Raw genomic sequence first — 23,238 nt, forward strand, 5'->3', positions numbered from 1 at the left:
GCGTCCCTTTGCCCACAGCAGATACTGATCCGGAGATAGCGGTGTCCAAGCAATACGATCTCAGTACCTTTCAGGGACTCATTTTTGCCCTGCAGGATTATTGGGCGCGCCAAGGGTGCGTCATTCTACAGCCTCTGGATATGGAAGTGGGCGCCGGCACCTTTCATCCAGCGACCTTCCTCCGTGCCATAGGCCCGGAAAACTGGAATGCGGCCTATGTACAGCCCTGCCGCCGCCCTACCGATGGCCGCTACGGCGAGAACCCCAACCGCCTTCAGCACTACTACCAATACCAAGTAGTAATGAAACCATCCCCGGACAATATCCAGGAATTGTACCTCGATAGCCTTCGCGCCATGGGCGTAGATCCCGCTGTCCACGATATTCGCTTTGTTGAGGACAACTGGGAATCCCCAACCCTGGGCGCCTGGGGCCTCGGCTGGGAAGTTTGGCTGAATGGTATGGAAGTTACCCAGTTCACCTACTTCCAGCAGGTTGGCGGCCTCGAGTGCTACCCAGTTACCGGCGAGATCACCTACGGTCTTGAGCGTATCGCCATGTATCTGCAAGGTGTCGAGTCTATCTACGATTTAGTGTGGACCCGCAACCCGGATGGCAGCCCCGTCACCTACGGCGACGTTTTCCATCAGAACGAAGTGGAAATGTCCCACTACAACTTTGAACACGCCGATGTGGAGTTCCTGTTCGCGACCTTCGATCACTGCGAGCGCGAGAGCACACGCCTGATTGAGCTGGGCCTGCCGCTCCCCGCTTACGAGCAAGTTATGAAGGCCTCCCACGCCTTCAACCTTCTGGATGCGCGCCACGCCATCTCAGTAACTGAGCGCCAGCGCTATATCCTGCGCGTACGAACCCTGGCCCGCGCCGTGGCACAGGCTTACTACGATGCGCGCCGCGCCTTAGGCTTCCCCATGGCAGATGAAGCACTGCGGGCAGATATTTTGGCGGAAGACATCGAGCAAGAGGAGAAGCAGTAATGGCTCAGGATTTTCTGGTAGAGCTGGGCACCGAAGAGCTGCCGCCCAAGGCGTTACACAAATTAATGAGCGCTTTCGCCGATGGTATTACCCAGGGCCTCAAAGGCGCCGAGTTGTCTTTTGGCGAAGTTAAAGCCTACGCAGCCCCCCGTCGCCTGGCCGTAGCAGTATTCGGTTTGGCAGATAAGCAGCAAGACAAACAAATTGAAAAGCTGGGCCCGGCTGTCAAAGCCGCTTTCGATAAAGAGGGTAAGCCCAGTAAAGCCGCTGAGGGGTTCGCCCGCAGCAACGGCGTAGATGTTGAAGAGCTGGGACGCAAAGAGACCGACAAAGGCGAGCGCCTGGCCTTTATCAGCGAGCAAAAAGGCGCTGAAACCGAATCCCTGTTAGCGGGCATTGTCGAGAAGGCATTGGCTCAACTGCCAATTCCCAAGCGTATGCGCTGGGGGGCGCGCCGCGAGGAGTTCGTGCGCCCGGTGCACTGGCTCGTCATGCTGTTTGGCAACAAGGTAGTAAACGGTGAAGTACTCGGCTTAAAAGCCGGTAACACCAGCCGCGGTCATCGCTTCCACTGCAATCGCGAGCTGGAGATCCACTCCGCCCACGACTATGCACAGGTTCTGCGCGAACCCGGCTACGTAATGGCTGACTTCGCCGAGCGCCGCGAAGCCATTCGCGCCCAGGTGATCGCCGAAGCCAACAACGTCAATGGTGAAGCAGTCATCGATGACGATCTGCTCGACGAAGTGACTGCACTGGTTGAATGGCCTGTAGCCCTCACCGGTCGCTTCGAAGAGCGCTTCCTAGAAGTACCCGCTGAAGCCCTGATCTCCTCCATGAAGGAGCACCAGAAATATTTCCATGTGGTAGATGAAGATGGCCAATTGCTGCCTTTCTTTATCACCGTGTCCAATATCGAGAGCCAGGATGCCGCCCAGGTTATCCACGGCAATGAGCGCGTAATCCGTCCGCGCCTGGCGGATGCCGCCTTCTTCTTTGAGACCGACAAAAAGACCAGCCTGGAATCACGCCGCGAGAAACTGCGCCAAATCGTGTTCCAGCAGCACCTGGGTAGCGTCTACGACAAGACTGAACGGGTAGCCGCCCTCGCCCGCACCATCGCTGAGAAAACCGGAAGCAACGGCGACTGGGCCGAGCGCGCCGGCCGCCTGTGCAAGTCGGACCTGGTTACCGAGATGGTGTTCGAGTTTGCCGATATGCAGGGCATCGCCGGCTACTACTACGCCGAAAATGACGGCGAGCCGTTGGATGTGGCCAAGGCCATGTACGAGCAGTATATGCCCAAGTTTGCCGGTGATGAGCTGCCCGCCAGCGACACCGGCACTGTAATCGCCCTGGCGGATCGCCTGGATACTTTGGTCGGCATCTTCGGCATAGGCCAACCCCCCAGCGGCTCCCGCGACCCCTTCGCCCTGCGCCGCGCCAGCCTGGGGATCATCCGTATTCTCGTAGAGAAGCGCCTCGACCTGGACCTGCGCGAATTGCTGGAATTGGCCCGCGACAACTACCCGCGCACCGCCCTGGGTGAATATGACAAGGTGGTGGAGCAAACTCTGCAGTATGTACTGGAGCGCTTCCGCGCCCGTTACGAAGATCAGGGTATCGCCACCGAAGTATTTATGTCCGTTGCCGCGCGCAAGCTGTCGCGCCCGCTGGATATCGACAACCGCGTGCACGCGGTCAACGCGTTTAGCCAGCTGCCGGAGTCCGGTGCTTTGGCCGCCGCCAACAAACGCGTTTCCAATATCCTCGCCAAATTAGACAGTGCTGTACCCAGCAGTGTTGATGAAGCTCTGTTGCAGGAAGAGGCGGAAAAGGCTCTCTTCGCCGCAGTACAGGTTGCCCGCACAGAAGTCGAGCCCCTGTATAGCGATGCGCTCTTCGCCGAGGGCCTCGCCGGTCTGGCTGGCCTACGTGAAACCGTAGACAGCTTCTTCGACCACGTGATGGTAATGAGTGACGACGAGCAACTGCGCAACAACCGCCTGGCCCTATTGGCCCAGCTGCGCGCACTGTTCCTCGAAGTTGCCGATATTTCCCTACTGGTTCCTGCCAAGTAATGACTTGCAGAGGCGGGGCATTAAACCCCCGCCTCGCAAATCAGGGAGATACTAATATGGCAATTATCATTCTCGGCCGCGACGGGGTGATCAACGAAAATCCCGATAAATTCGTCAAATCCGCCGACGAATGGCAGCCCCTGCCCGGCAGTATTGAAGCACTGGCAGCGCTCAGTCAGGCCGGCCATCAACTGGTGATAGCCACCAACCAGAGTGGCCTGGCGCTGGGCCAATTTGATCTGGATGACCTGGAAGAAATGCACGCTAAAATGCGTACTCAGGTGGAAGATGCCGGTGGCGAAATCGCCGCTATTTTCTACTGTCCCCACGGCCCTGAAGATAATTGCCGCTGCCGCAAACCCCTGGCGGGTCTGCTAGATGCAATCGAAGCGGAATTTGATACCAGCCTGCACGACTGTTATTTGGTTGGAGATAAGCTGGCAGATCTTTATCTGGCGTTAGAGAAGGGGTGTAAACCCGTTCTGGTAAAAACCGGTGCAGGTGATCAGACTTTACAGCACCTAATCGAGCAGCCGGATCCCCGCCTAACCACCACCTCAGTTTTCGCTGATTTGGCGCACTTTTCAAAATATCTCCTCCCCCAGTAAATCTCTCACCGGTACCCCTGCAAGATTAATTGTGCGCCATATTTCGAACTTAGTGCACTGTGTTCGACACAACACGTTTATCCGCCCGCCAAGTTATTGAGTTGCACGACACATTCCTATAAAAGCGATTGGCGGGAGGGCGAGCCCATAGTTGTATCAGCACGTTGTGCCAAGCCATGGATGGGCAAGGCTTGAGTGACGCTCTAAGTGGTTCTGCCAGGGAAATGGAGTATTGCCCTGGTGGAGAGCTCTTTTAAGCCTTTTGTTGCCGCCTGCACAAAACAACAAAAGGGATATTCCAATGAAAAGAAAAATTCTTTCTGCCCTGACAGCAGGTATATTGCTATCCAGCAGCGTACTTGCTGATTCAGCTGCGGAGAAGTTTGCCCCGAGTCAGGAAAAAACAAAAAAAATCTATATTGTTCAACTTGATGGTGAGCCTCTAACCTCTTATAGCGGCACCATCCCGGGCTTATCAGCTACCAAACCGGCCAACCGTGGCAAACTCGACCCTCAAAGCAGTAGCTATCAACACTACTCTGACTTTCTTAGATCGCGGCGGGAGCAGGTTCTATCCACAATCCCCAACGCGCGCACAGTTCACGAATATGACACCGCATTTAATGGCTTCGCTGCGGTAATGAGTGAAAAAGAAGCAGCTGCACTTCGCGGCCGCGCTGACGTCAAAGGGGTTTGGGAAGATGAACTATTAAAACCCCATACCGATTCCACTGCGGATTTCCTCGGTATCACAGATATGCCCAGCCCCTGGCTCTGGGGCATTACCGGCGAAAATATAGTAGTGGGTATTATCGACTCCGGTATTCACCCGGAGCACGAAAGCGTCGCCGACATAGCGACACCCTTGCAAGGCAACTTGGGAGCCCATGTTCCTTACGGTTCAATTCCCGAGTCCTTTACAGGCGAAGGCTGTGAATTCGGTAACAGCGACCAAAACCCCAATGATGCCGCATTTACTTGTAACAACAAGCTGATTAAAGCCAAGTCTTTTTCCGATGCATTTCTGGCCAATAAAGAGTTGGCGGACTATGAATTCCTTTCAGCCAGAGATGCAGATGGGCATGGGACTCATACCGCCACAACGGCCGCCGGTAACTATGGCGTTACTACTCCAGACGGGAAAACCCTTACCGGAATGGCACCGCGAGCCCGCATTGCAGTGTATAAAGTTTGCTGGGATGCTCCTGACCCGGACGATAGCGGTTGCTCTTCGGCCGACTCAATGGCCGCTATTGATGAGGCCGTAGCCGATGGTGTCGACGTAATCAACTATTCGATCGGTGGCTCTGGTACTACTTTTAGTGGTGCCGATGACATCGCATTCCTATTTGCTGCAGATGCCGGCGTTTTTGTCGCCACATCTGCCGGAAATAACGGGCCTGGCCCAGAGACCATGGGTACCCCTTCAGGGATACCTTGGATAACCGCAGTCGGCGCTTCTGAAGATGACCAGAGCTTTGGCTTAGCCCTACAAGTATCCTCACCAGAGTCGGTTTCCGGCATTTACGAGGGGCGTGAGGGCAATGGCACAGTAAGCCTTGAAGAGGTTGGAGCAGTATCTGCTGAGGTTGTTCTCAGTGAGCCGTTAGAAGCTTGTACTGAAGTTACTAACAGCGAATCTTTGGAGGGCAGTATTGCCCTGGTGAGACGTGGAGGTTGCTCCTTTACTGATAAATATAATAATGCGGCCGATGCCGGCGCTGTAGCTATCGTAGTTTACAATGATGGTACTGCCGATGACCGCATCAATCCGATCACGATGTCGGCCCCGGATACTCGCATTCCCGGCATGATGATTTCTTTCTACGAAGGCGAGACTCTTGCAGCCAGTGGCGGAGTTTCCGGAGTTATTGATCCGTCTCAGTTGATTGCCAGGGAAGACCGCGTCGCAAACTTTTCATCCCGCGGCCAGAACGGTGGGGCGCCGGATATTATCAAACCGGATATCAGTGCCCCCGGGGTTGGCATTATCGCGGGAATTTCTCCGGTATTAAGTGGAGGAGAACTGTTTGGGGCTCTGAGTGGCACTTCCATGGCGAGCCCGCACGTGGCCGGCGTAATGGCCTTGTTAAAGCAGGCTAACCCGCACTGGAGCCCGGCAATGGCCAAATCCGCACTGATGACGACTGCGCGCAATGATTTGCGTAAGTCTTACGGTCTAGCGGATGCAACACCATTCGATATGGGTGCCGGTGCCATAGTGCCCCGTGACGCCTTCAAGCCAGGTCTGGTTTACGACGCGGGCTTTAATGATTATCTCGCCTTCCTTTGCGGCGCTGAACTCCAACCCGAGTTGGTCGATAGTGCAACCTGTGATGCGTTGACGTCCTTGGGATACTCTATCGATTCCAGCGACCTGAACCTCGCTTCTATGGGAGTCGCTGACCTGCTCGGCAGCCAGACCATCAAACGCCGGGTTACCAGCGTCGCTCCCGGCCAGCGTTGGTATTGGGCATCCATCAACGCACCACTCGGTATCGATGTAGATATCAATCCGAAAGTTCTGCGCCTCAGGGAGGGGAGAGTGCTGAGTTTGAAGTAACCTTCACCGCCACAGAGTCCGCCGAAATGAATACTTGGGTTTTTGGCGACCTCACTTGGCAATCCGTGGGGTCTCAGATTAGCGTGCGCAGCCCAATTGCTATTCGCCCTGTTCCGCTAGCTGCACCCCAGCAATTAACTGGCAGCGGCACCAATGGCAACCTCGATCTCAATGTGGGCTTCGGCTACAACGGTGATTTCCAGGTGAATGTCACTGGCCTGGCAGAGGGTGAGGCCACTACAACCACTGTTGAAGATGGCGATGTTCAAGTAATTTTCTTTGATATACCTGAAGGAACAGAGCTTGCGCATATCGCTATGTATGATGCCGATGTGGGCGACGGTAGCGGAAGTGACGACCTGGACCTGGAAGTTTATGGCCCAGCGCCAAACTATCCCGAAGTCGGTACCAGCGGCAGCGCCACTTCCGCAGAGTCAGTTTCCCTGGCTAACCCCTCTCCCGGTCAATATGCAGCCGTTGTTGTCGATTATGCGACATCCGCCGGCCCCACCAATTTCAGCTTATTCAATTTTAATCTGAACGGGGACAATGGAAATACCGCAGTGGATGCGCCGGCTCAAGCACAGATTGGCGGAACTGGGGTAGTTTCTTTGGAGTGGATGAACATTACTCCCAATACCCGCCATCTTGGTATTTTGGCTCATGGTGACGGAGAAAAAGAATTTTCCGAAACTCAGGTCATGATTAATACTCAATAGGCCTCACACGCTAATAATTGATGGTAAGAAGTGAAAGTCAAAACCGGCCGGAGTTTGGCCGGTTTTTTATTCGCAATTGAGTGTATTCTGCTGATGAATAAAAGCGCTCGCTATGTCTAGGGATACTCGACCAAAGTCCCAAAAATCTTTTGTCTTTCGATTGATATTCACAGCAACAGAAAGCTGATATTCCGGTAATATCATTAACCAACTCTGACTGCCACGACTAACTCCGCCGTGATTGGCCACTTTTGTTAATCCTACCTCAGGGATTTCTACTTCAGTCACCCGCCAACCCAAGGCATAGTTTTGTTCATTCACTTCACCATTGGCCAATTTTTGTGGCGCCCAAAATATCTCACGGACTCCTGGGGACAAGTAGTCTGCTTTCAGGAACTGAGCCCCCAGTCTCACCAAGTCACTGGGTGTGGAAATAAAGCCTCCCCCCGGCAGGCGATGACTTAAATCCACTGGACGCCATTCCCGCAGGCGAAGGGCACTGCCAGACAAGCCATTACTTTTGTAGAAACGAGCAATATTACGTTCTATATCACCATTCAGTGGCGATACCTCTGTGCTGTTCATTCCGCTAAGCGTAAATACCTCATCATGCATCACTTCCAGGTAAGGTTTGTCCTCAGCACCAGCCAAAACGGCTCCCAGAAGAACTGTGCCCAAAGTACTGTAATAAAAATCGGTACCCGGTTCGAAAAGTAATTCACTAGCATCAAAAATTCCAAGAGCCCGATACATATCCTCATAGTGAACATCCAGTGCCAGAGTTTGATACAACCCCAGCCAATCGGAGTTCTTTTTATAATGTGGCAAGCCAGACATATGGGAGGCCAATTGGCGCGGGGTCATTGACGCCCAATCGGGGTTTGGTAAGGGTTCCAAATAATTTGAGATAGATTTATCCAGATCAATAGCCCCCCTCTGTACCAAACGCGCCAATGCGGTTCCTGTTAAAGCCTTAGAGGTGCTACCAATACGAAAGCGAGTCTCTGTAGAAACAGGTACTCGCTCTTCTAAATCGGCCCAGCCGGCGGCCCCTGCCCAAACTACTGCACCACAAGCAGATACTGCCGCAGAAATTGCCGGAGCACCGATTTTCTCACGATGATCTTCAATTGCTTTAAGCGATTGCCCTGCGGCAAGCTGCAATCCAATATCGGAAAGTTCTTGCGTGGACGGCGCTTTTGTAGGTAGAGCCTGCCACCCCAATGGACTTAACGGCACTGCATTTAGTGACCAGGCATAGAATTGATAAACTGGCCAAAACATATAAGTAAAACCACACAGAAGTGTGGCCACGCTCATCAATATGAGCTTACGTCTCATACCCCCTCCGAATTAAGCTTTAGGTCTGTTGCCCGATTTAAAAGCAAGCTTGACACAATTAAAAGTGTCGCAGGAGACACATTTACGACCAATTCCGACACGATTTTAGGTCGGCCCTAGGTCTCAAATTTTATTCTATTCCCATGCTTCCTATGCGGTGAACAATATCGAAATTTATTTTTAGATTTTTCCATAAAGAAGTATTTCATTGGCAAACTAATAAACTCTAGCGCCATTAGGGTATTCATAGGTTTACCTCCAACTCAGTAAATTTTCTCTAAAGTTGAAAACTAACCTTCAATAAACAATTATTAAAAATTCCGTTTGGGAGAGATTTAAAGAATCATTTACTTTTTAACTAGGCTAAATATAAATCTCCCAAATTAAATATTAACAATTGGCTGCAAGTAATTAATAATTATATTTTTAGTGAAAACGCTTTCGATATTCACTCGGCAAAATACCCTTATGCTTTTTAAAGGCTCTTCTCAATTGCTCTTGGGATTGAAAACCACATAGTTTTGCGACCTTCTCCTGAGATTGATTTTGCTCAGAAAACAACTGACATGCTCTTTCCACTCTTATCTGTTCAAGAAAGCGGGCGGGTGTCACACCAAGTTCACGTACAAAAGTACGAGCAAAATTTCGCGGACTCATTGCCGCCTCTTGAGCCAGCCTTTCTACAGTGATTAGTTGCTCTATATTTTGGTACATCCACTCAATTAAAGCCGCAAAACGATCGCTATTTATCTGATTCTCCAAACGAACACTGAACTGCTGCTGCCCACCATCCCGTTTTAGATACAGTACAAGGATACGCGCTAGATTAAGCGCCAAGCCCCGCCCATGATCTTCTTCAATCATGGACAGAGCCAGATCTATTCCTGCTGTGATACCTGCAGAGGTGTAGACATTACCATCGCGTACAAAAATCGCATCTGGATCAACTTCAATTTCAGGAAATGTTTGCAGTGTCGGCACATCCGCCCAGTGTGTTGTAGCCCGCCGGCCATTAAGGACACCAGCTCTGGCAAGTATTAGGGCTCCGCTGCATATCGACCCAATTCGAGCCACTTTTGCCTGCTGTCCGGCCAACCATTTAAGAAATGTGCTATTCGAGCAAGCCTCTAGGCAAGACTCTGGAGGCAAACCACTAACTAGCAGTGTGTGGATATCTTTGACATCTTCAAAGGCCTGGTCAATGTAGAGTTTGATACCAGTTGATGTTTTAACTGGGCCCGAATCTAGCCCCACAAGCTGGATTTCATAATAGTCATTGGTAAAGCGCCCTTGTGAGCGAAGCTGATCATTCGCTAGAGCAAAGACCTCCAAGGGGCCAGTGATATCCAAGCTGGTTGCCCCTGGGCAGACCACCATGGCGACCTTTCTAACTTCACTTTTTGTTTGTTGGCGCTTATTCATCTCGGCAGTTTTCCACAGTGTTTGGGTGACAAGAATGACGTATTGGCGCTAAATTCTGCCATTTTCAGTCACTTTAGACACCCTTCACAGAAACTTTGAGGGCACTTCTCCTGACTGTAGGCGTTTTAAGCTTCAAGAGTTTGTGTGTATTTCATTGATATTCGCCCTCAGTATCAAGCGATGATCTATGCAGATAGGCTGTTCTATTTCTGAGCATGATAAATCCTTCATTTTCATTTGCTTGCACAAATTCTTTACCAAAGCCCAGTGATAGACACCTCCTAGGTACTGGAATCCAGACTTGACCTTCACCTTGGAGTCCGCACAATTGGCCCCAATTTTGTACCCATTGACGGAGATTCCCTTTTGGTGGAGTTGATTCTAAACCGAGGCGCAGAACGTCGACTCAAGCGCGGCCACTTGTGGATTTACAGTAATGAGGTGGATACCAAGCGCTCCCCACTGAAGGGAATTGATGCGGGTAGCCAGTGCCAAATCCACGATAGCCAAGGCAAGTTACTTGGCACTGCTTTTGTAAATCCGAGCCAGCTAATTTGTGGCCGAATAGTCAGCCGAACTATTGATTTTTCCAAGGATACTGTTTGTGAGCGCATACAAACTGCTTTTGAGCAACGCCAACGGTACTTTTCCCATCCCAGCTACCGGATGGTATACGGTGACTCTGACTGGCTTCCGGGCTTGGTAGTGGACAGGTTTGGGGATTATTTAGTAGTCCAGGTCAGCAATTGGGGAATGGAGCGCTACCAACAAACGATTGTGGATAAGTTGGTCGAGATGGTTAACCCCAAAGGCATCCTGCTGCGCAATGACCATCAGGGTCGCGCAGTTGAAGATATGCCGCTGGTACACACTGCGGCCTTTGGAGATGTACCCGAGATGGTCCCGTTCGAGGAGAACAGCGTTCCACTTCTGGCCCCGGTACACCAGGGGCAGAAAACCGGTTGGTTTTACGACCACCGGGAAAACCGCAGGCTATTGAATCGCTGGGTCAACGGCAAAAGAGTATTAGATCTGTTTTCCTACGCAGGCGGTTGGGGTATTCAGGCACTGGCCAATGGTGCGGCAGAGGTAGTGTGCGTAGACGCCTCACAGCAGGCCTTGGACTGGTGTTTGCTCAATGCGGATCACAATGGATTCGCCGACAAGCTCAAAACCATCCAGGGTAGGGCACTGGATGTCCTCAAAGGGTTGGTCGCAGAGGGGGAGAGGTTTGATGCGATTGTGCTCGACCCACCGGCTTTTATTAAGCGGAGGAAAGATCATAAAGCCGGCTTGGCGGCCTATCGCCATATCAATGAACTCGCAATGCGTTTGTTGGCGAAGGATGGGCTGTTAGTAAGCGCTTCCTGCTCTATGCATCTGCAATCCGATGAGCTTCTCGACTGTGTGCGTGGCGCCGCGCACCGATTGGGGCGCAAGGCGTCAATTCTGGCCAGTGGTGGCCAGGGCGCAGACCACCCAGTCCACCCAGCAATCCCTGAGACCAATTACTTAAAGGCGCATTTCGTCCATCTGGGCTAGTCCCACCTTCAATTCATGCTATCCCCGGCGGACTGTATCCACAGCTCAGTCCGCTCTTCCTTCAAATTGATGTAAGTACTCACTTCTTACAATGGGTTTTTTGGGATGTGGCGCCCTTTTTGACTAGGATTTGCCCAATTGTTCAGGATGGTGCTTGTTATGCTTCGAGCCGTAAAAGACACAGATCTGGATCGACTTGAGCAGCTCTGGTTGCACTCTGCGGCTCACTCCCACCCCTCTCTTCCACGTCAATTTTGGCTGGACCGCAGCCACCAATTCCGCCTGGACCACCAGGGCTCCAAACGCTGTATCGTGTTTACTGATCGACACGCAGCTGTGGCTGAAGCATTTATTACTATTACCAAGAATTATCGACTGGCTTACCTGTGCGTCAGCCCGCTATTTTCAAACTGCGGCATAGGTGCTCAATTGATATCAAAAGCGAGTCGGGGGCTCCCTAGGCTCCAGGCTGAACTCCTCAGAGAGAACCTACGCACACGTTACTTTCTCCAAAAGCATGGGTTTGTCGAAAGTGACCGCCACTATGAGGCCGAATACGGTCAACATATACTCGTGATGTCACATGACGCAGCTTTCACTTAGCACATCGAAGGTGAGAAAGCCGCTACTTATAACTTTAACTTCTTGAATCACTTCTTTTTATTGTTTCTACGCGACTCTTGAACCGGGTAGCATGCCTCCATCATAATTTTCCTGAGCGCTGAATTTTTATGGGACGCAACGCTTCCAGCCAAACTTTACAGCCTATTCCAGAACGCACCTTCCATCACGATGCGGATCTGGGGTCCATGAACCTTCGTTTCGCTGGCGCCAAGCCAAGCGAAATTATGCAGTTCACCATGGAACACGCTCAGAACCCGGTGGTTTTTACTAATTTCCGCCCATTGGCGATAGCCTTTCTCCACTTGGTTACGCGCGCCAAACCGGATATCCCGGTAATTTGGGTGGATCATGGATATAACACCCCGGAAACCTATCGCCATATTGAAAACGTGGTCAAATCTCTCGATTTGAACCTGCGCACCTACTCACCGAAGATGTCCGCGGCCCACTACAACGCTGTGTACGGGGGAATCCCGCAGCTGGACACCCCAGAGCATGACTTCTTCTCCAGGACCGTTAAATTGGAGCCGTTTAACCGCGCTATGCAGGAATTACAGCCGGATGTATGGCTAAACGGTATCCGCCACGATCAGAATTCGCACCGCAAAAACCTGGATATTTTCACCCAGGGCAACCACGGTACTATTCGAGTGGCACCGATGTTCCACCTGAAGGAAATCGATGTGGAAGAGTATGTTTATGAGAATGACCTCCCCGATAACGATATTTACTTTGATCCAACTAAAGGTGAGGAGCACCGGGAGTGCGGATTGCTGTTGGAAAAATAGAGTGGAATACTCGGCGAGGACTAGCGTACTTCGCCTATCTCTTTAACAAGACCTTCTATCCCAGCCGTTTATAAAGTAATTACTTTTTACGTATTTACCGAATAATAAAATCTATTACAAAAGGCGAGTCTCGACTCGCTGTATTTTTTCAAAAAGGAGACTCTTCTATTTACTTCCGCGTAAATCCAGAAGAGTCCTTAAATTACTTATCATGCGATAGGCTAGGCAACTGCCCCTTTTGCAAGATGACCTCCTTTTTCCATGTAAATTTTCAGGTCCTTCAGCATTTGCTCAAATTGAGAGCCAGTCATCTTCTTCACCACAGGACTCAACACGCCTCCTAAAGCATTTAACTCCATATTTGCAGTGAAATTCACTGTTGTGCCTCCACCAACAGAGGGGCTTAATTTAAATTGAGATAAACTCTTTTTAACGGGGAATCCCGGTGGCGTATTTTTGGTTTCAACCGAGACATCCAGTTCATAGTTTTTCTCATCAAACCTTGTAATAGTTTCATCTGCGACAAGACCCGACGGTCCCTTATTTGTCAGCACACAAACCCGGCCTTCTACACTCGCATTTTCAACAGGTTTTCCCTCCTTAGCGAAGGAGTGAGGGATTAACGTCATCCACTCGTAAGCTGTATCAAAATCAACGGCGAGGACTTTCCAGACCTCATCAATTGGGCGGTTAATTGCGATTTCTCGGTTTACTTGGGCTTCTTTCATCTCTGATCTCCTGGGTTTCTCTACGGAGTGCTATTGACGGGAGACAGATTAACTGGACACTATATGCAACGGAATACAGCAAAATAGGACAGTGTGTTGCATAAAGAGTCCATAGATTGGGGAGATATCCAGTTCTTTATCGCAGTAGCCAGGAGTAAGAGCGCTCGCAGCGTTGCTGACGACTTTAAAGTCAGCCACTCCACAGTCTCTCGCCGTATTGATGCCCTGGAGGAAAAGCTCCAGGCCAAGCTGTTTTATCGCAGCTCCAAAGGCTATCAGCTGACGGAGGATGGTAAAGCGATGCTGGACTACGCCCAATCGGCAGAGCAGTATCTAAATGCCGCGCAGAAGCATTTACAGGGCGGGAGTAACCAGCTCTCCGGGGAAGTTCGTATCACTATGCCGGATGTAGTCGCATCGCACTTAATTATCCCCTACCTAAATGACTTCTCACGTACGTATCCAGAGATCAACGTACAGCTACTGGTTACTAGCCACGTTCTCGATTTGGAAAGTCACCAAGCCGACATAGCACTTCGTATTCTCCCCAAAGGCGACGTCGATGTTTCGGATCGACTTGTTGCTCGCAAGCTCGCCGACCTACCCAGTTGCTGTTACGGTTCTCCGAGGTATATCGAGAAATCTGTACCTGACGATGGCCACTGGCTCGGCTGGAGTGGCGATGACGCCACATTGAATTGGGCCAAAGACACGCCCTATCCACAGATGCCTTATCAGCACCAGATTAATCACGGTTTGATACAGCTAGAGGCAGTTAAGAGTGGACTGGGGCTGGCCAGGCTGCCCTGCTTTCTTGCAGATGGTGCTGAAGGAGTCGTTCGGGTCCCTGGGGCAGCTCCATCCAGCCTGCATGAACTGTGGCTAGTCTCCAACCCAGAGCACCGCAATGTTATGCGTTTTAAGGTTTTTAGGGAGTTTATCGTGAAGTTGTTTAGCCGCCTGAATGATAAGTTAATAGGCAAGGCTTAACTGCATCGACTGATATTTTTCTAAAAGTGATGGGATGTATTGTGGCTTTAGTGATAACTCAATACTGATTTACACGCTTTTTGGCCATAATTTTTGCCGACCAATACCCAATTTTCTGGGAGCTGATTGTCAGAGTGGATACTTGGTAATGGGGTAATCGGCTCATCCACTCTCATCACCAAGCTTAATATTGTCGCAAAGCAAGCTCTATTACAGCCTACTTTGCGCCTTACCTAACGCCCACTGGATAATTACATCCTCGTAGTTGAATTCACCAATACTTCACCTTCCGCGTAGAGTTCACAGCGATCCCTTATCTGGTACTGCTTTCGCTGTTCCTCACAGGCCTGAAGAGCGCTTTGACTCGCCTCAGCTTGGGTGCTTCCACCATCTTCGTTAAAACCGGCCACAAATGCGCCACGATAGTCCACAGCCATTGCCAGGGCCTTGTTTCCTGAGTACTTCCTGTAAGTTGACATTAGTTGGCCCAAACCACTGATCTCAGGCTCGAACTCCAATCCCTCTTCCTCCTCCAACTCATCCAGCATCGACTGCAACTGTGCCCGCGAGCCCTCTTCTGCAATTTGCATGAATAGCGGTTGGGAGACTTTTGCGAAAAGATCTTTATCTCGGTCCAGGTAAAGCTCCAGCACATACCACCAAGCAATTCCTGTTTCTCTCGGTGCGCGTAGATACGCCTGCTCCAACATTTCCGTATACTTCTGGCGGGGATACCCCAAAACTTGCATTGTGATCGCCAGTTCATGCCAGTACGCCGGTACTTCCCCATTGGCATTTACCAATTGAACATATTTATCCCGGATACGTTTCATGTTTCTGGGACTGGGGTGTCCCTCCTCCGCCAAGGCTGCCGATAACTCATTTTTTGCCTGGGCTTCAAGATACCAGGTTTCTCCCTGGTACTGCGCCGGAATAGAGTTCAAGACTTCCTCAGCGCGGGAATAGTTTCCTTCACCTGTCAAGGCAATGGCCAGTGCGGACTTTAACGATGGGCTAGAAGCCTGCTTTTTATCTGCATAGGCAATATATCTCTCTAATGCTTCGGAACCCTGCTCTGAAATTGCCATAAAGTAGGCCAGTTCTGCGACTGCGGTACTACTTTCCATCAGGTTAACGGTGGGGGACTCAACAACACCATTATCGGTAAGCTCTCCCTCGTAATAATTGAAATGACTTTTCGGCAATTTCTTATACTGCTCATTGAGTTCTTCAAAAGTCATTCCCAGAGCTTCAGGTAGGCCCGCAATTGGATCATCGCCAGCATTGAAAGCCTCCAAATATTCATTTAAGGCTTTATTTCTAGCTTTATCGAAAATCATCCAGTGAGCTAACATCCATCCACTGGCATAAAGTGCCCCGGTATCCCTTGAATTCAGTGAACCAGGAGTGGCTGAAAGCAGCTTATCCAGTGGTAACTCTCTCGCTCGAGTAAGACTAATCGCTCGATCAACAGGTATTTTTCCGAAGCTGTACTTTTTATTTTCCTCAAAATCTACCGTGGAAAATACTTCAGCAATACCTTCACTAAACCAGTAGGGGTAGAGATGCTGGCTTCCGCTATAGGTCAAAAAATGCGTATATTCATGAAACAACGTCTGACGGGCCGGGTTGTCAGGAAGGACGCGATTTCCGTTTAGGTTTAATAATGCAAAACTCCCATACGCAGTATTATGGAATTGTCCAATGACAGTTCTAGACGACTCACTACCGCTGACTCCTTTAAAGCTGAGCCGATCATCCAGGGCGTATATCGTCAACTTTTGTTGATCTGCTGAATACCTGATGTATCGTTTTGCGAAAATTCGAAATCGTTCCAAGTCTATTGCCAGTTTTTCAACTTGCTTGGGGTTGTCATTGGTAACGATCCGAAAATGCTCGGTTTCGATCTCATACCATTCGGAATTCACTAATTTCTGCGTGCTTGTGCAACCGTATAAAGCTAGTGCAATCACACCACAAGTAGCTACAAAACGACGAGCATTGCCGAGAATAGAAGAGATTAGGTTCCCCATAAGCCTTATGGTCCGTTTAATTTTATTTTTTCGTAGAAATAGATAGGTAGGAAGGTTACCTATAATTTTTTCTTTTTAAAAATACAACAAAATTATTGCTTGGCCAGAATTTACTAAAAATTTTACTGTTTACTTTGATTGTTTGTCAGTAATTTCAGGCTTTAAAGGAAGAACAGGTACGGATCGGCGTGACGCTTTTGATAGGGGAGAAAAAAAGACCGAATTTGTCGCAAGTTATTTTTATACGGAAAAAATCCCACAGTAATTCCCCTTTTGGGAAATTACTGTGGGATTTTCAGAAAAATGGCAATTAGACGTCGAGGTTTTCTACTGCCAAGGCGTTGGTCTCGATAAAGTCACGGCGTGGCTCTACCTGATCACCCATCAGAGTTGTAAAGATCTGGTCCGCGGCAATGGCATCTTCAACGGTTACCTGCAGCATACGGCGGCTCTCTGGGTCCATGGTGGTTTCCCAAAGCTGCTCTGGGTTCATTTCTCCCAGTCCTTTATAGCGCTGGATACCGTAACCTCTGCGACTCTCGCCCATCAGCCAGTCCATCACTTCAGGGAAGCTGCCAACAGGGTGCAGCTTCTCGCCGCGCTGGATAAAGGCACCCTCTTCCAATAGACCCACCATTTTCTCACCCAGAGCGCAGATAGACGCGTACTCGGCGGAATCGAAGAACTCGTGGTTAATCAGGTAGTCACTGCCAACACCGTGGGCCACGATATGGATATGGGGCAGGAATAGGCCGCGCTCGGTGTTCTCCTGAACCGTCACTTCGTGACGACGGGTTCCACCACTTTCTTCGTCACCGAGTTTCTCCTGAAGTTTCTCACTCCAAGCTGCGACTTTCTCCTGGGACTGCAGGTCTTCCTGAGACAAGTTGGGCAGGTAGATCATGCTGCGCAGCACTTCCTCGGGGTACAGACGCGACAGGCGGTCGATTGTCGCCAGTACGCTGCGGTATTCGCCTACCAGGCTCTCCAGGGAGGCGCCAGAAAGCCCAGGGGCGTCCGGGTTCACAAACAGAGTGGCGCCTTCCAGGGCAGCGTTGGTGAGGAACTGGGTTAGAGCGCCCTCATCCTTCAGGTACTGTTCCTGTTTGCCCTTGGAGATCTTATACAGCGGCGGCTGGGCGATGTAGATGTGGCCCCGCTCGATCAGCTCCGGCATCTGACGGAAGAAGAAGGTGAGCAACAGGGTACGGATATGGGCTCCATCCACGTCAGCATCGGTCATGATGATGATGCTGTGGTAACGCAGTTTGTCCGGGTTGAACTCGCTCTTGCCGATGCCACAGCCCAGTGCGGTAATCAGGGTACCCACTTCGGCACTGGAGAGCATTTTGTCGAAGCGCGCTTTTTCCACATTAAGGATCTTACCCTTCAGCGGCAGGATCGCCTGGGTGCGGCGATCGCGGCCCTGCTTGGCTGAACCACCGGCGGAGTCACCCTCCACCAGGTAAATTTCAGATAGTGCCGGGTCTTTTTGCTGGCAGTCTGCCAGTTTTCCGGGCAGGCCGGCAATATCTAACGCTCCCTTGCGGCGAGTCATTTCGCGGGCCTTGCGGGCCGCCTCACGGGCTTTGGCCGCATCGATCATCTTAGTGACGACAGATTTGGCTTCCTGTGGGTTCTCCATCAGGTAGTCTGTAAAGTGGTGGCCCATCTCCTGCTCTACAGCGGGTTTCACTTCGGATGAAACCAGCTTGTCCTTGGTCTGGGAGGAGAATTTCGGGTCCGGTACCTTCACAGAGATAATCGCGGTGAGACCTTCCCTTGCGTCATCGCCAGTGGTGTTCACCTTGTCTTTCTTGCCCAGGCCTTCCCGCTCGATATAGCTGTTCAGGCCACGGGTCAGGGCTGCACGAAAGCCCGCCAGGTGGGTACCGCCGTCGCGTTGGGGAATATTGTTGGTGTAGCAGAAGATGCTTTCCTGGAAGCTATCGTTCCACTGTAATGCCACCTCTACTGCAATGCCGTCTTCACGCTGGCTCTGGAAGTGCAGAACCTTGTTAATCGGGGTTTTGTTCTGGTTGAGGAACTCCACAAAGGCACTCAAACCACCTTCGTATTCATAGACCTCTTCCTTACCGCTGCGCTCGTCCTTCAGGACAATACGCACACCGGAGTTCAAGAAGGACAGCTCGCGCAGGCGCTTGGCCAGCACGTCGAAATGGAATTCGATATTGCTGAAGGTGTCCTCTGAGGGTTTGAAGTGCACCGTGGTGCCGGTGGCATCGCTGTCACCCACAACTTCCAGAGGTGCCTGGGGCACACCGTGGTGGTAGGTCTGCTCGTGGATCTTGCCACCGCGACGGATAGTCAGCTTCAGCTCCTTGGACAGAGCGTTTACCACCGATACCCCTACCCCGTGCAAACCGCCGGAGACCTTGTAGGTGTTGTCATCAAATTTACCGCCCGCGTGAAGGACGGTCATAATCACTTCTGCTGCAGAAACCCCCTCTTCCGGGTGAATCTCTGTCGGGATACCACGGCCATTGTCCGATACGGAAATGGACTCATCCGGATGGATGGTTACACGGATCTCATCACAGTGGCCGGCCAGCGCTTCATCGATGGAGTTGTCGACCACCTCGAATACCATGTGGTGCAGACCGGTGCCATCGTCGGTATCACCAATATACATTCCGGGGCGCTTGCGCACCGCATCCAGGCCTTTTAATACCTTGATACTGCTTGAGTCATAGCTTTGCTGCTCTGACATTTATTCGCTCCATTAAACTTATTGTGCGGCCGAAGCTTCGGCACTGATCTTCCCATGTTCCACGTGGAACACTTTCGGGCAATTCCAAGGGGCATCTAGTTGCCGCCAGGGGCGGCTTGTAGTGCCCTCCTCAATTCCGGTTACAAGCACCTGGCTGGCACAACGCCCAACCCAATGCGCAAAAATCTGTTGGTTACTGTTATCCAGCTCTGCCGGCAAGTCATCTACCAGGAATACTGGCATATCTCCCTGCCTACAGACTACCTCCGCCATGGCCGTGCGCATTGCACACACCAACATCTTCTGTTGGCCGCGAGATAGGATATTGTGGGCCGACTCACCGGCTACGCTAAAACGAATATCCGCCCTATGGGGACCAATACGCGTATGTCCCTGTGAAACATCCGATTCCCGTGATTCAGATAGAGCGCTACGCAGGTCAACTTCTTTACGCCAACCACGACGGTAACTCATATCGACACGGCTCAATAGGCTCTGTGGTAACTCACCAAGCAGTTGTGAAACGGCAGACTGCAATTGAGAAAACTGAGCTAATCGCAGATCGTTTACACGATCGCCACTAAGGGCCAACTGCTCTTCCCATACGCCGATGCTGGCCTCATCGATTTTACCACGACGCAGGAGAGCATTTCGCTGCCGCAGTGCGATTTGATAATTTTTCCACTCCTGGGCAAATAAATGTTCCACGTGGAACACTGTCCAATCCAGCAACCGACGCCGAACGCCGGGGCCACCATCAAGTGCGGAAAAACTTTCACTGTTTATCAATTGAAGTGGCAGGCAACTAGCAAGCTGTGAGCTGGATTCCGCTGGAGCCTGGTTAACCCTGATTCGGCCCGAGCCATCTGCGAGGCGCTCTACCCCCAAGTTAAGACCTGTATCGAGCTGGGCAAAAACCGTAAGCCCACCAGTATCATGCTGAATAACCGATTTATGCTGGCGAGAGCGAAAGGAACGACCGGTTGCCAGCATATGTACCGCCTCTAACAGTGAAGTCTTGCCACTGCCATTCGCACCACAAAACACATTAACGCCAGGACCCAGTTTGAGATCGGCAGAGCAGATATTTCGAAAATTAGATAAGAGAAGACGGGTCAGCGCCACAGACACCTCCCCCAGAGTGAAGAGCGCGATGCACAGGCATCGCTTTGTTTATCGGCTACCCCACCGAGCGGGGAGGTAGCCTCAATCCATTCAGAAAAGAGCAATGGGTGGGCTGCCTTACAGGCGCATAGGCATAATCACGTACAGTGCATCACCTTCTTCAGGTTGCTGCAGCAATGCGCTGCTATTGGCATCCGCTAGACTGATACGGATCTGGTCACTGTGAATAGCACCAGTGACGTCCAGCAGATAGGAAACGTTAAAACCAATCTCCATTGGCTCACCTACGTAATCCACCATCATCTGCTCTTCCGCCTCTTCCTGCTCCGGGTTGTTGGCAACAATTTGCAGCAGCCCCTCAGAAACCTGAAGGCGCACCCCACGGTATTTCTCGTTGGAGAGAATCGCCGCTCGGGAGAAAGCTTGGCGCAACCCCTGGCGATCCGCATAGACCACATTGCCCGCGCCTCGCGGCAATACGCGCTCGTAGTCAGGGAATTTTCCGTCTACCAATTTAGAGGTGAAAGTAAACTGACCACTAACCACACGAATATGGTTGTTACCCAGCACTACCTGTGCCTGTGCATCGCTGTCTTCAAGCAAACGACCCAGCTCAAGTACGCCTTTGCGCGGCACAATAGCCTGGATAGGCGTGGCGACATCCAAGCCGGGGGCATCGCGATCGCAAAGCGCCAAGCGGTGGCCATCAGTAGCAACCGCGCGCAGCTGCTGCGGGCGACACTCTAGCAGTAAACCATTCAGGTAATAGCGCACATCCTGCTGAGCCATAGCAAAACTGGTGGCTTCTATCAGGCGGCGGATCTCGCGCTGGGAGATATCGAAACGAGTCTGTGCACTGGCCTCTTCCTGGTTCGGGAAGTCCGCTGCGGGCAGAGTCGACAGCTGAAAACGGCTGCGGCCACTGCGCAGTATCAGGCGCTCGCCATCGCGCTCAAACTTTAGTTCAGCACCATCGGGCAGAGAGCGACAGATATCCAGCAGCTTGCGTGCGGGAACAGTCACCTCGCCCTCCATTTCTACACCGTCTACACCGAGACGGCCGACAATTTCCACTTCCAGGTCAGTACCGGTCAGGGAGAGTTCCTGGCCCTGTAACTGCATCAACACATTGGCCAGGACTGGCAGTGTTTGGCGTTTCTCAACAACACCGGCCACCAGTTGTAACGGCTTCAGAAGGGCGTCCCGGCTCACATTGAATTTCATCGGTAGTTTCGCCTTGTTTTGTCAGTTATTCGATTAAGTGGTCAGCGACCGTGTCAGCAACTTAACGTCCTCGCGAATATCCGCGTCGGACTCCTGCAACTCACGTATTTTGCGGCAGGCATGCAGTACTGTTGTGTGGTCGCGACCACCGAAGGCATCGCCGATCTCCGGCAAGCTGTGATTGGTCAGCTCCTTGGCCAGGGACATAGCGACTTGGCGGGGACGGGCCACCGAGCGACTGCGCCGCTTGGAGAGCAAATCCGCCACCTTAATTTTGTAGTATTCAGCGACAACCCGCTGGATATTATCCACACTGACCAGTCGATCCTGTAGGGCCAACAGGTCTTTTAGTGCTTCGCGCACAAGGACATCGTCAATAGCGCGACCGGTAAATTGCGAATTGGCAATTACGCGGCGCAGTGCACCCTCGAGCTCCCGCACATTGGAGCGAATACGCTGCGCAATAAAGAAAGCGGAGTCGTGAGGTAAATCCACACCCACCTGCTCGGCCTTCTTCATCAAAATAGCTACACGGGTCTCGAGCTCCGGAGGCTCTACAGCCACCGTTAATCCCCAGCCAAAGCGGGATTTCAAGCGCTCTTCCAATCCGTCGATCTCTTTCGGATAGCGATCACAGGTTAGGATAATCTGTTGACCACCCTCCAGCAGGGCATTGAAGGTATGGAAAAACTCCTCCTGAGAGCGCTCCTTACCGGCAAAAAACTGGATATCATCAATCAAAAGGGCGTCAACAGACCGGTAATAGCGCTTAAAGTCGCTGATGGCATTCAGCTGTAGCGCTTTCACCATATCTGCAACAAAGCGCTCGGAGTGCAAATACACCACCTTAGCATTGGGGTTGCGTTCCAGCAGTGCGTTGCCAACTGCGTGCATCAAGTGAGTTTTCCCCAGACCCACGCCCCCATATATAAAGAGGGGATTGTAGGCGCCGCCCGGATTGTCAGAAATCTGTTGTGCCGCAGCGAGGCCCAGCTGGTTGGACTTACCTTCAACAAAGGATTTGAAAGTAAAGTTGCGATTGAGTGAGCTACCGTGCTTGATGGCCCCCTCCACCTCAACCTGCCTGGCCGGCTGCTCCGGTACGGAGCGAGCCATACCATTCATAGCCGGTGGTCGCAGATCTGTCAGGGCCAGTTCGCCTGTCGTCATTTGCTCGGCAGTCACCTCCTCAGCCATCGCGGGATGAGGCACCGGCCTGCTGGCACCAAACCCAGACCCCAGCGGTGAAGTCACCGGAGGTGGCGCAGTGGCAACAGGTGGTACAGATACCTGTGGCGGTACTACTGCCGGCTGGACTGGAGGTGGTGGCGGAGTTGGCGCCGATGGCGCAGGTGTCGGTACCGGTGTCGGTGTCGGTGTCGGAGGGGCATTATTTGTTACATGGCCGCGCTGGAAGCGAGCCGGCCGGCGAGCGGTAATCTCAAGCGCCACTTGCAGAGGGCGCCCCGGTGCAAACTGTTGCACCAACTCGCGAATGCGGTTCAGGAATTTATTGCCAACCCAGTCCAACACAAAGCGGTTCGGAGCGATCAGGCGCAACTCGCCCTCCGCACTAACGGGATTGACGCGCAACGGCCTGATCCAGGTATTGAACTGCTGAGACGGCAGCTCGTCCTGTAAACAGCTCGCGCACTGCTTCCATACGGATTCAGTCAAGAAACCCCCCAAAAAACCCCAAAATGGTAAGACCAAGGAGAGAC

General features: G+C 51.7%; 16 protein-coding genes and 1 pseudogene. 9 read left to right on the top strand and 8 right to left on the bottom strand.

Translation table 11 applies throughout. The annotated features are described in order from the left end of the window. The first annotated feature begins 41 nt into the window (after positions 1-41). The 5 genes and pseudogenes from glyQ (at position 42) to P0078_RS24610 (ending at position 6,969) form a co-directional block, all read left to right on the top strand. Complete coding sequence (glyQ, locus tag P0078_RS13880) at positions 42-998, top strand: glycine--tRNA ligase subunit alpha (RefSeq protein WP_282930551.1); 957 nt, start codon at positions 42-44, stop codon at positions 996-998. Beyond that, positions 998-3,079: a glycine--tRNA ligase subunit beta gene (glyS, locus tag P0078_RS13885; RefSeq protein ID WP_282930552.1), complete on the top strand. Its 2,082-nt coding sequence runs from the start codon at positions 998-1,000 to the stop codon at positions 3,077-3,079. Before glyQ ends, glyS begins: the two co-directional genes overlap by 1 nt. Before the next feature lie 56 nt (positions 3,080-3,135). Continuing rightward, positions 3,136-3,687: a D-glycero-beta-D-manno-heptose 1,7-bisphosphate 7-phosphatase gene (gene gmhB / locus P0078_RS13890; protein WP_282930553.1), complete on the top strand. Its 552-nt coding sequence runs from the start codon at positions 3,136-3,138 to the stop codon at positions 3,685-3,687. A gap of 301 nt (positions 3,688-3,988) precedes the next feature. Next, positions 3,989-6,294: pseudogene (locus tag P0078_RS13895) on the top strand (S8 family serine peptidase); the annotation flags it as partial. Between the two features lie 273 nt (positions 6,295-6,567). Then, positions 6,568-6,969, top strand: coding sequence for a hypothetical protein (locus P0078_RS24610; protein ID WP_353057077.1), 402 nt, complete (start codon positions 6,568-6,570; stop codon positions 6,967-6,969). Between the two features lie 66 nt (positions 6,970-7,035). On the opposite strand, the gene P0078_RS13900 is transcribed toward P0078_RS24610, so the two are convergent. After that, on the bottom strand, positions 7,036-8,310 hold the full coding sequence (locus tag P0078_RS13900) for a serine hydrolase domain-containing protein (RefSeq protein ID WP_282930554.1): 1,275 nt from the start codon (positions 8,308-8,310) through the stop codon (positions 7,036-7,038). Positions 8,311-8,736: 426 nt separating this feature from the next. Further along, on the bottom strand, positions 8,737-9,732 hold the full coding sequence (locus P0078_RS13905) for a GlxA family transcriptional regulator (protein WP_282930555.1): 996 nt from the start codon (positions 9,730-9,732) through the stop codon (positions 8,737-8,739). Positions 9,733-10,101: 369 nt separating this feature from the next. Here P0078_RS13905 and P0078_RS13910 point away from each other — a divergent pair, with 369 nt between their 5' ends. The 3 genes from P0078_RS13910 (at position 10,102) to P0078_RS13920 (ending at position 12,686) form a co-directional block, all read left to right on the top strand. Beyond that, on the top strand, positions 10,102-11,274 hold the full coding sequence (locus P0078_RS13910) for a class I SAM-dependent rRNA methyltransferase (RefSeq protein ID WP_353057006.1): 1,173 nt from the start codon (positions 10,102-10,104) through the stop codon (positions 11,272-11,274). A 159-nt stretch (positions 11,275-11,433) separates the two neighbouring features. Beyond that, a complete protein-coding gene (locus P0078_RS13915) occupies positions 11,434-11,877 on the top strand; it encodes a GNAT family N-acetyltransferase (RefSeq protein WP_282930557.1) in 444 nt (147 codons plus the stop codon). 128 nt (positions 11,878-12,005) lie between these two features. Then, positions 12,006-12,686 carry a phosphoadenosine phosphosulfate reductase domain-containing protein gene (locus tag P0078_RS13920; protein ID WP_282930558.1) on the top strand — a complete coding sequence of 227 codons (681 nt, stop codon included), beginning with the start codon at positions 12,006-12,008 and terminating at the stop codon, positions 12,684-12,686. 221 nt (positions 12,687-12,907) lie between these two features. Here P0078_RS13920 and P0078_RS13925 read toward each other — a convergent pair whose 3' ends face one another. After that, a complete protein-coding gene (locus P0078_RS13925) occupies positions 12,908-13,414 on the bottom strand; it encodes an SRPBCC family protein (RefSeq protein ID WP_282930559.1) in 507 nt (168 codons plus the stop codon). A gap of 96 nt (positions 13,415-13,510) precedes the next feature. On the opposite strand from P0078_RS13925, the gene P0078_RS13930 reads away from it, so the two are divergent. Further along, positions 13,511-14,404: a LysR family transcriptional regulator gene (locus P0078_RS13930; protein WP_282930560.1), complete on the top strand. Its 894-nt coding sequence runs from the start codon at positions 13,511-13,513 to the stop codon at positions 14,402-14,404. A gap of 251 nt (positions 14,405-14,655) precedes the next feature. On the opposite strand, the gene P0078_RS13935 is transcribed toward P0078_RS13930, so the two are convergent. From P0078_RS13935 to dnaA, 5 genes are all read right to left on the bottom strand, one after another. Continuing rightward, positions 14,656-16,437: a hypothetical protein gene (locus P0078_RS13935; protein ID WP_282930561.1), complete on the bottom strand. Its 1,782-nt coding sequence runs from the start codon at positions 16,435-16,437 to the stop codon at positions 14,656-14,658. A 310-nt stretch (positions 16,438-16,747) separates the two neighbouring features. Continuing rightward, the gene (gene gyrB, locus P0078_RS13940; RefSeq protein ID WP_282930562.1) at positions 16,748-19,168 is read right to left on the bottom strand and encodes a DNA topoisomerase (ATP-hydrolyzing) subunit B; all 2,421 of its coding nucleotides are present in this window, start codon (positions 19,166-19,168) and stop codon (positions 16,748-16,750) included. An 18-nt stretch (positions 19,169-19,186) separates the two neighbouring features. Then, positions 19,187-20,293 (bottom strand): DNA replication/repair protein RecF, encoded by a 1,107-nt coding sequence (gene recF, locus P0078_RS13945; RefSeq protein ID WP_282930563.1) that lies wholly within the window; start codon positions 20,291-20,293, stop codon positions 19,187-19,189. Positions 20,294-20,410: 117 nt separating this feature from the next. Next, positions 20,411-21,517 (bottom strand): DNA polymerase III subunit beta, encoded by a 1,107-nt coding sequence (gene dnaN, locus P0078_RS13950; RefSeq protein ID WP_108731194.1) that lies wholly within the window; start codon positions 21,515-21,517, stop codon positions 20,411-20,413. 33 nt (positions 21,518-21,550) lie between these two features. Beyond that, entirely contained in the window at positions 21,551-23,194 is a 1,644-nt protein-coding gene (dnaA, locus tag P0078_RS13955; RefSeq protein WP_282930564.1) for a chromosomal replication initiator protein DnaA, read from the bottom strand. Positions 23,195-23,238: the final 44 nt, after the last annotated feature.

Source organism: Microbulbifer sp. VAAF005 (assembly GCF_030012985.1).
Taxonomy (GTDB): domain Bacteria; phylum Pseudomonadota; class Gammaproteobacteria; order Pseudomonadales; family Cellvibrionaceae; genus Microbulbifer.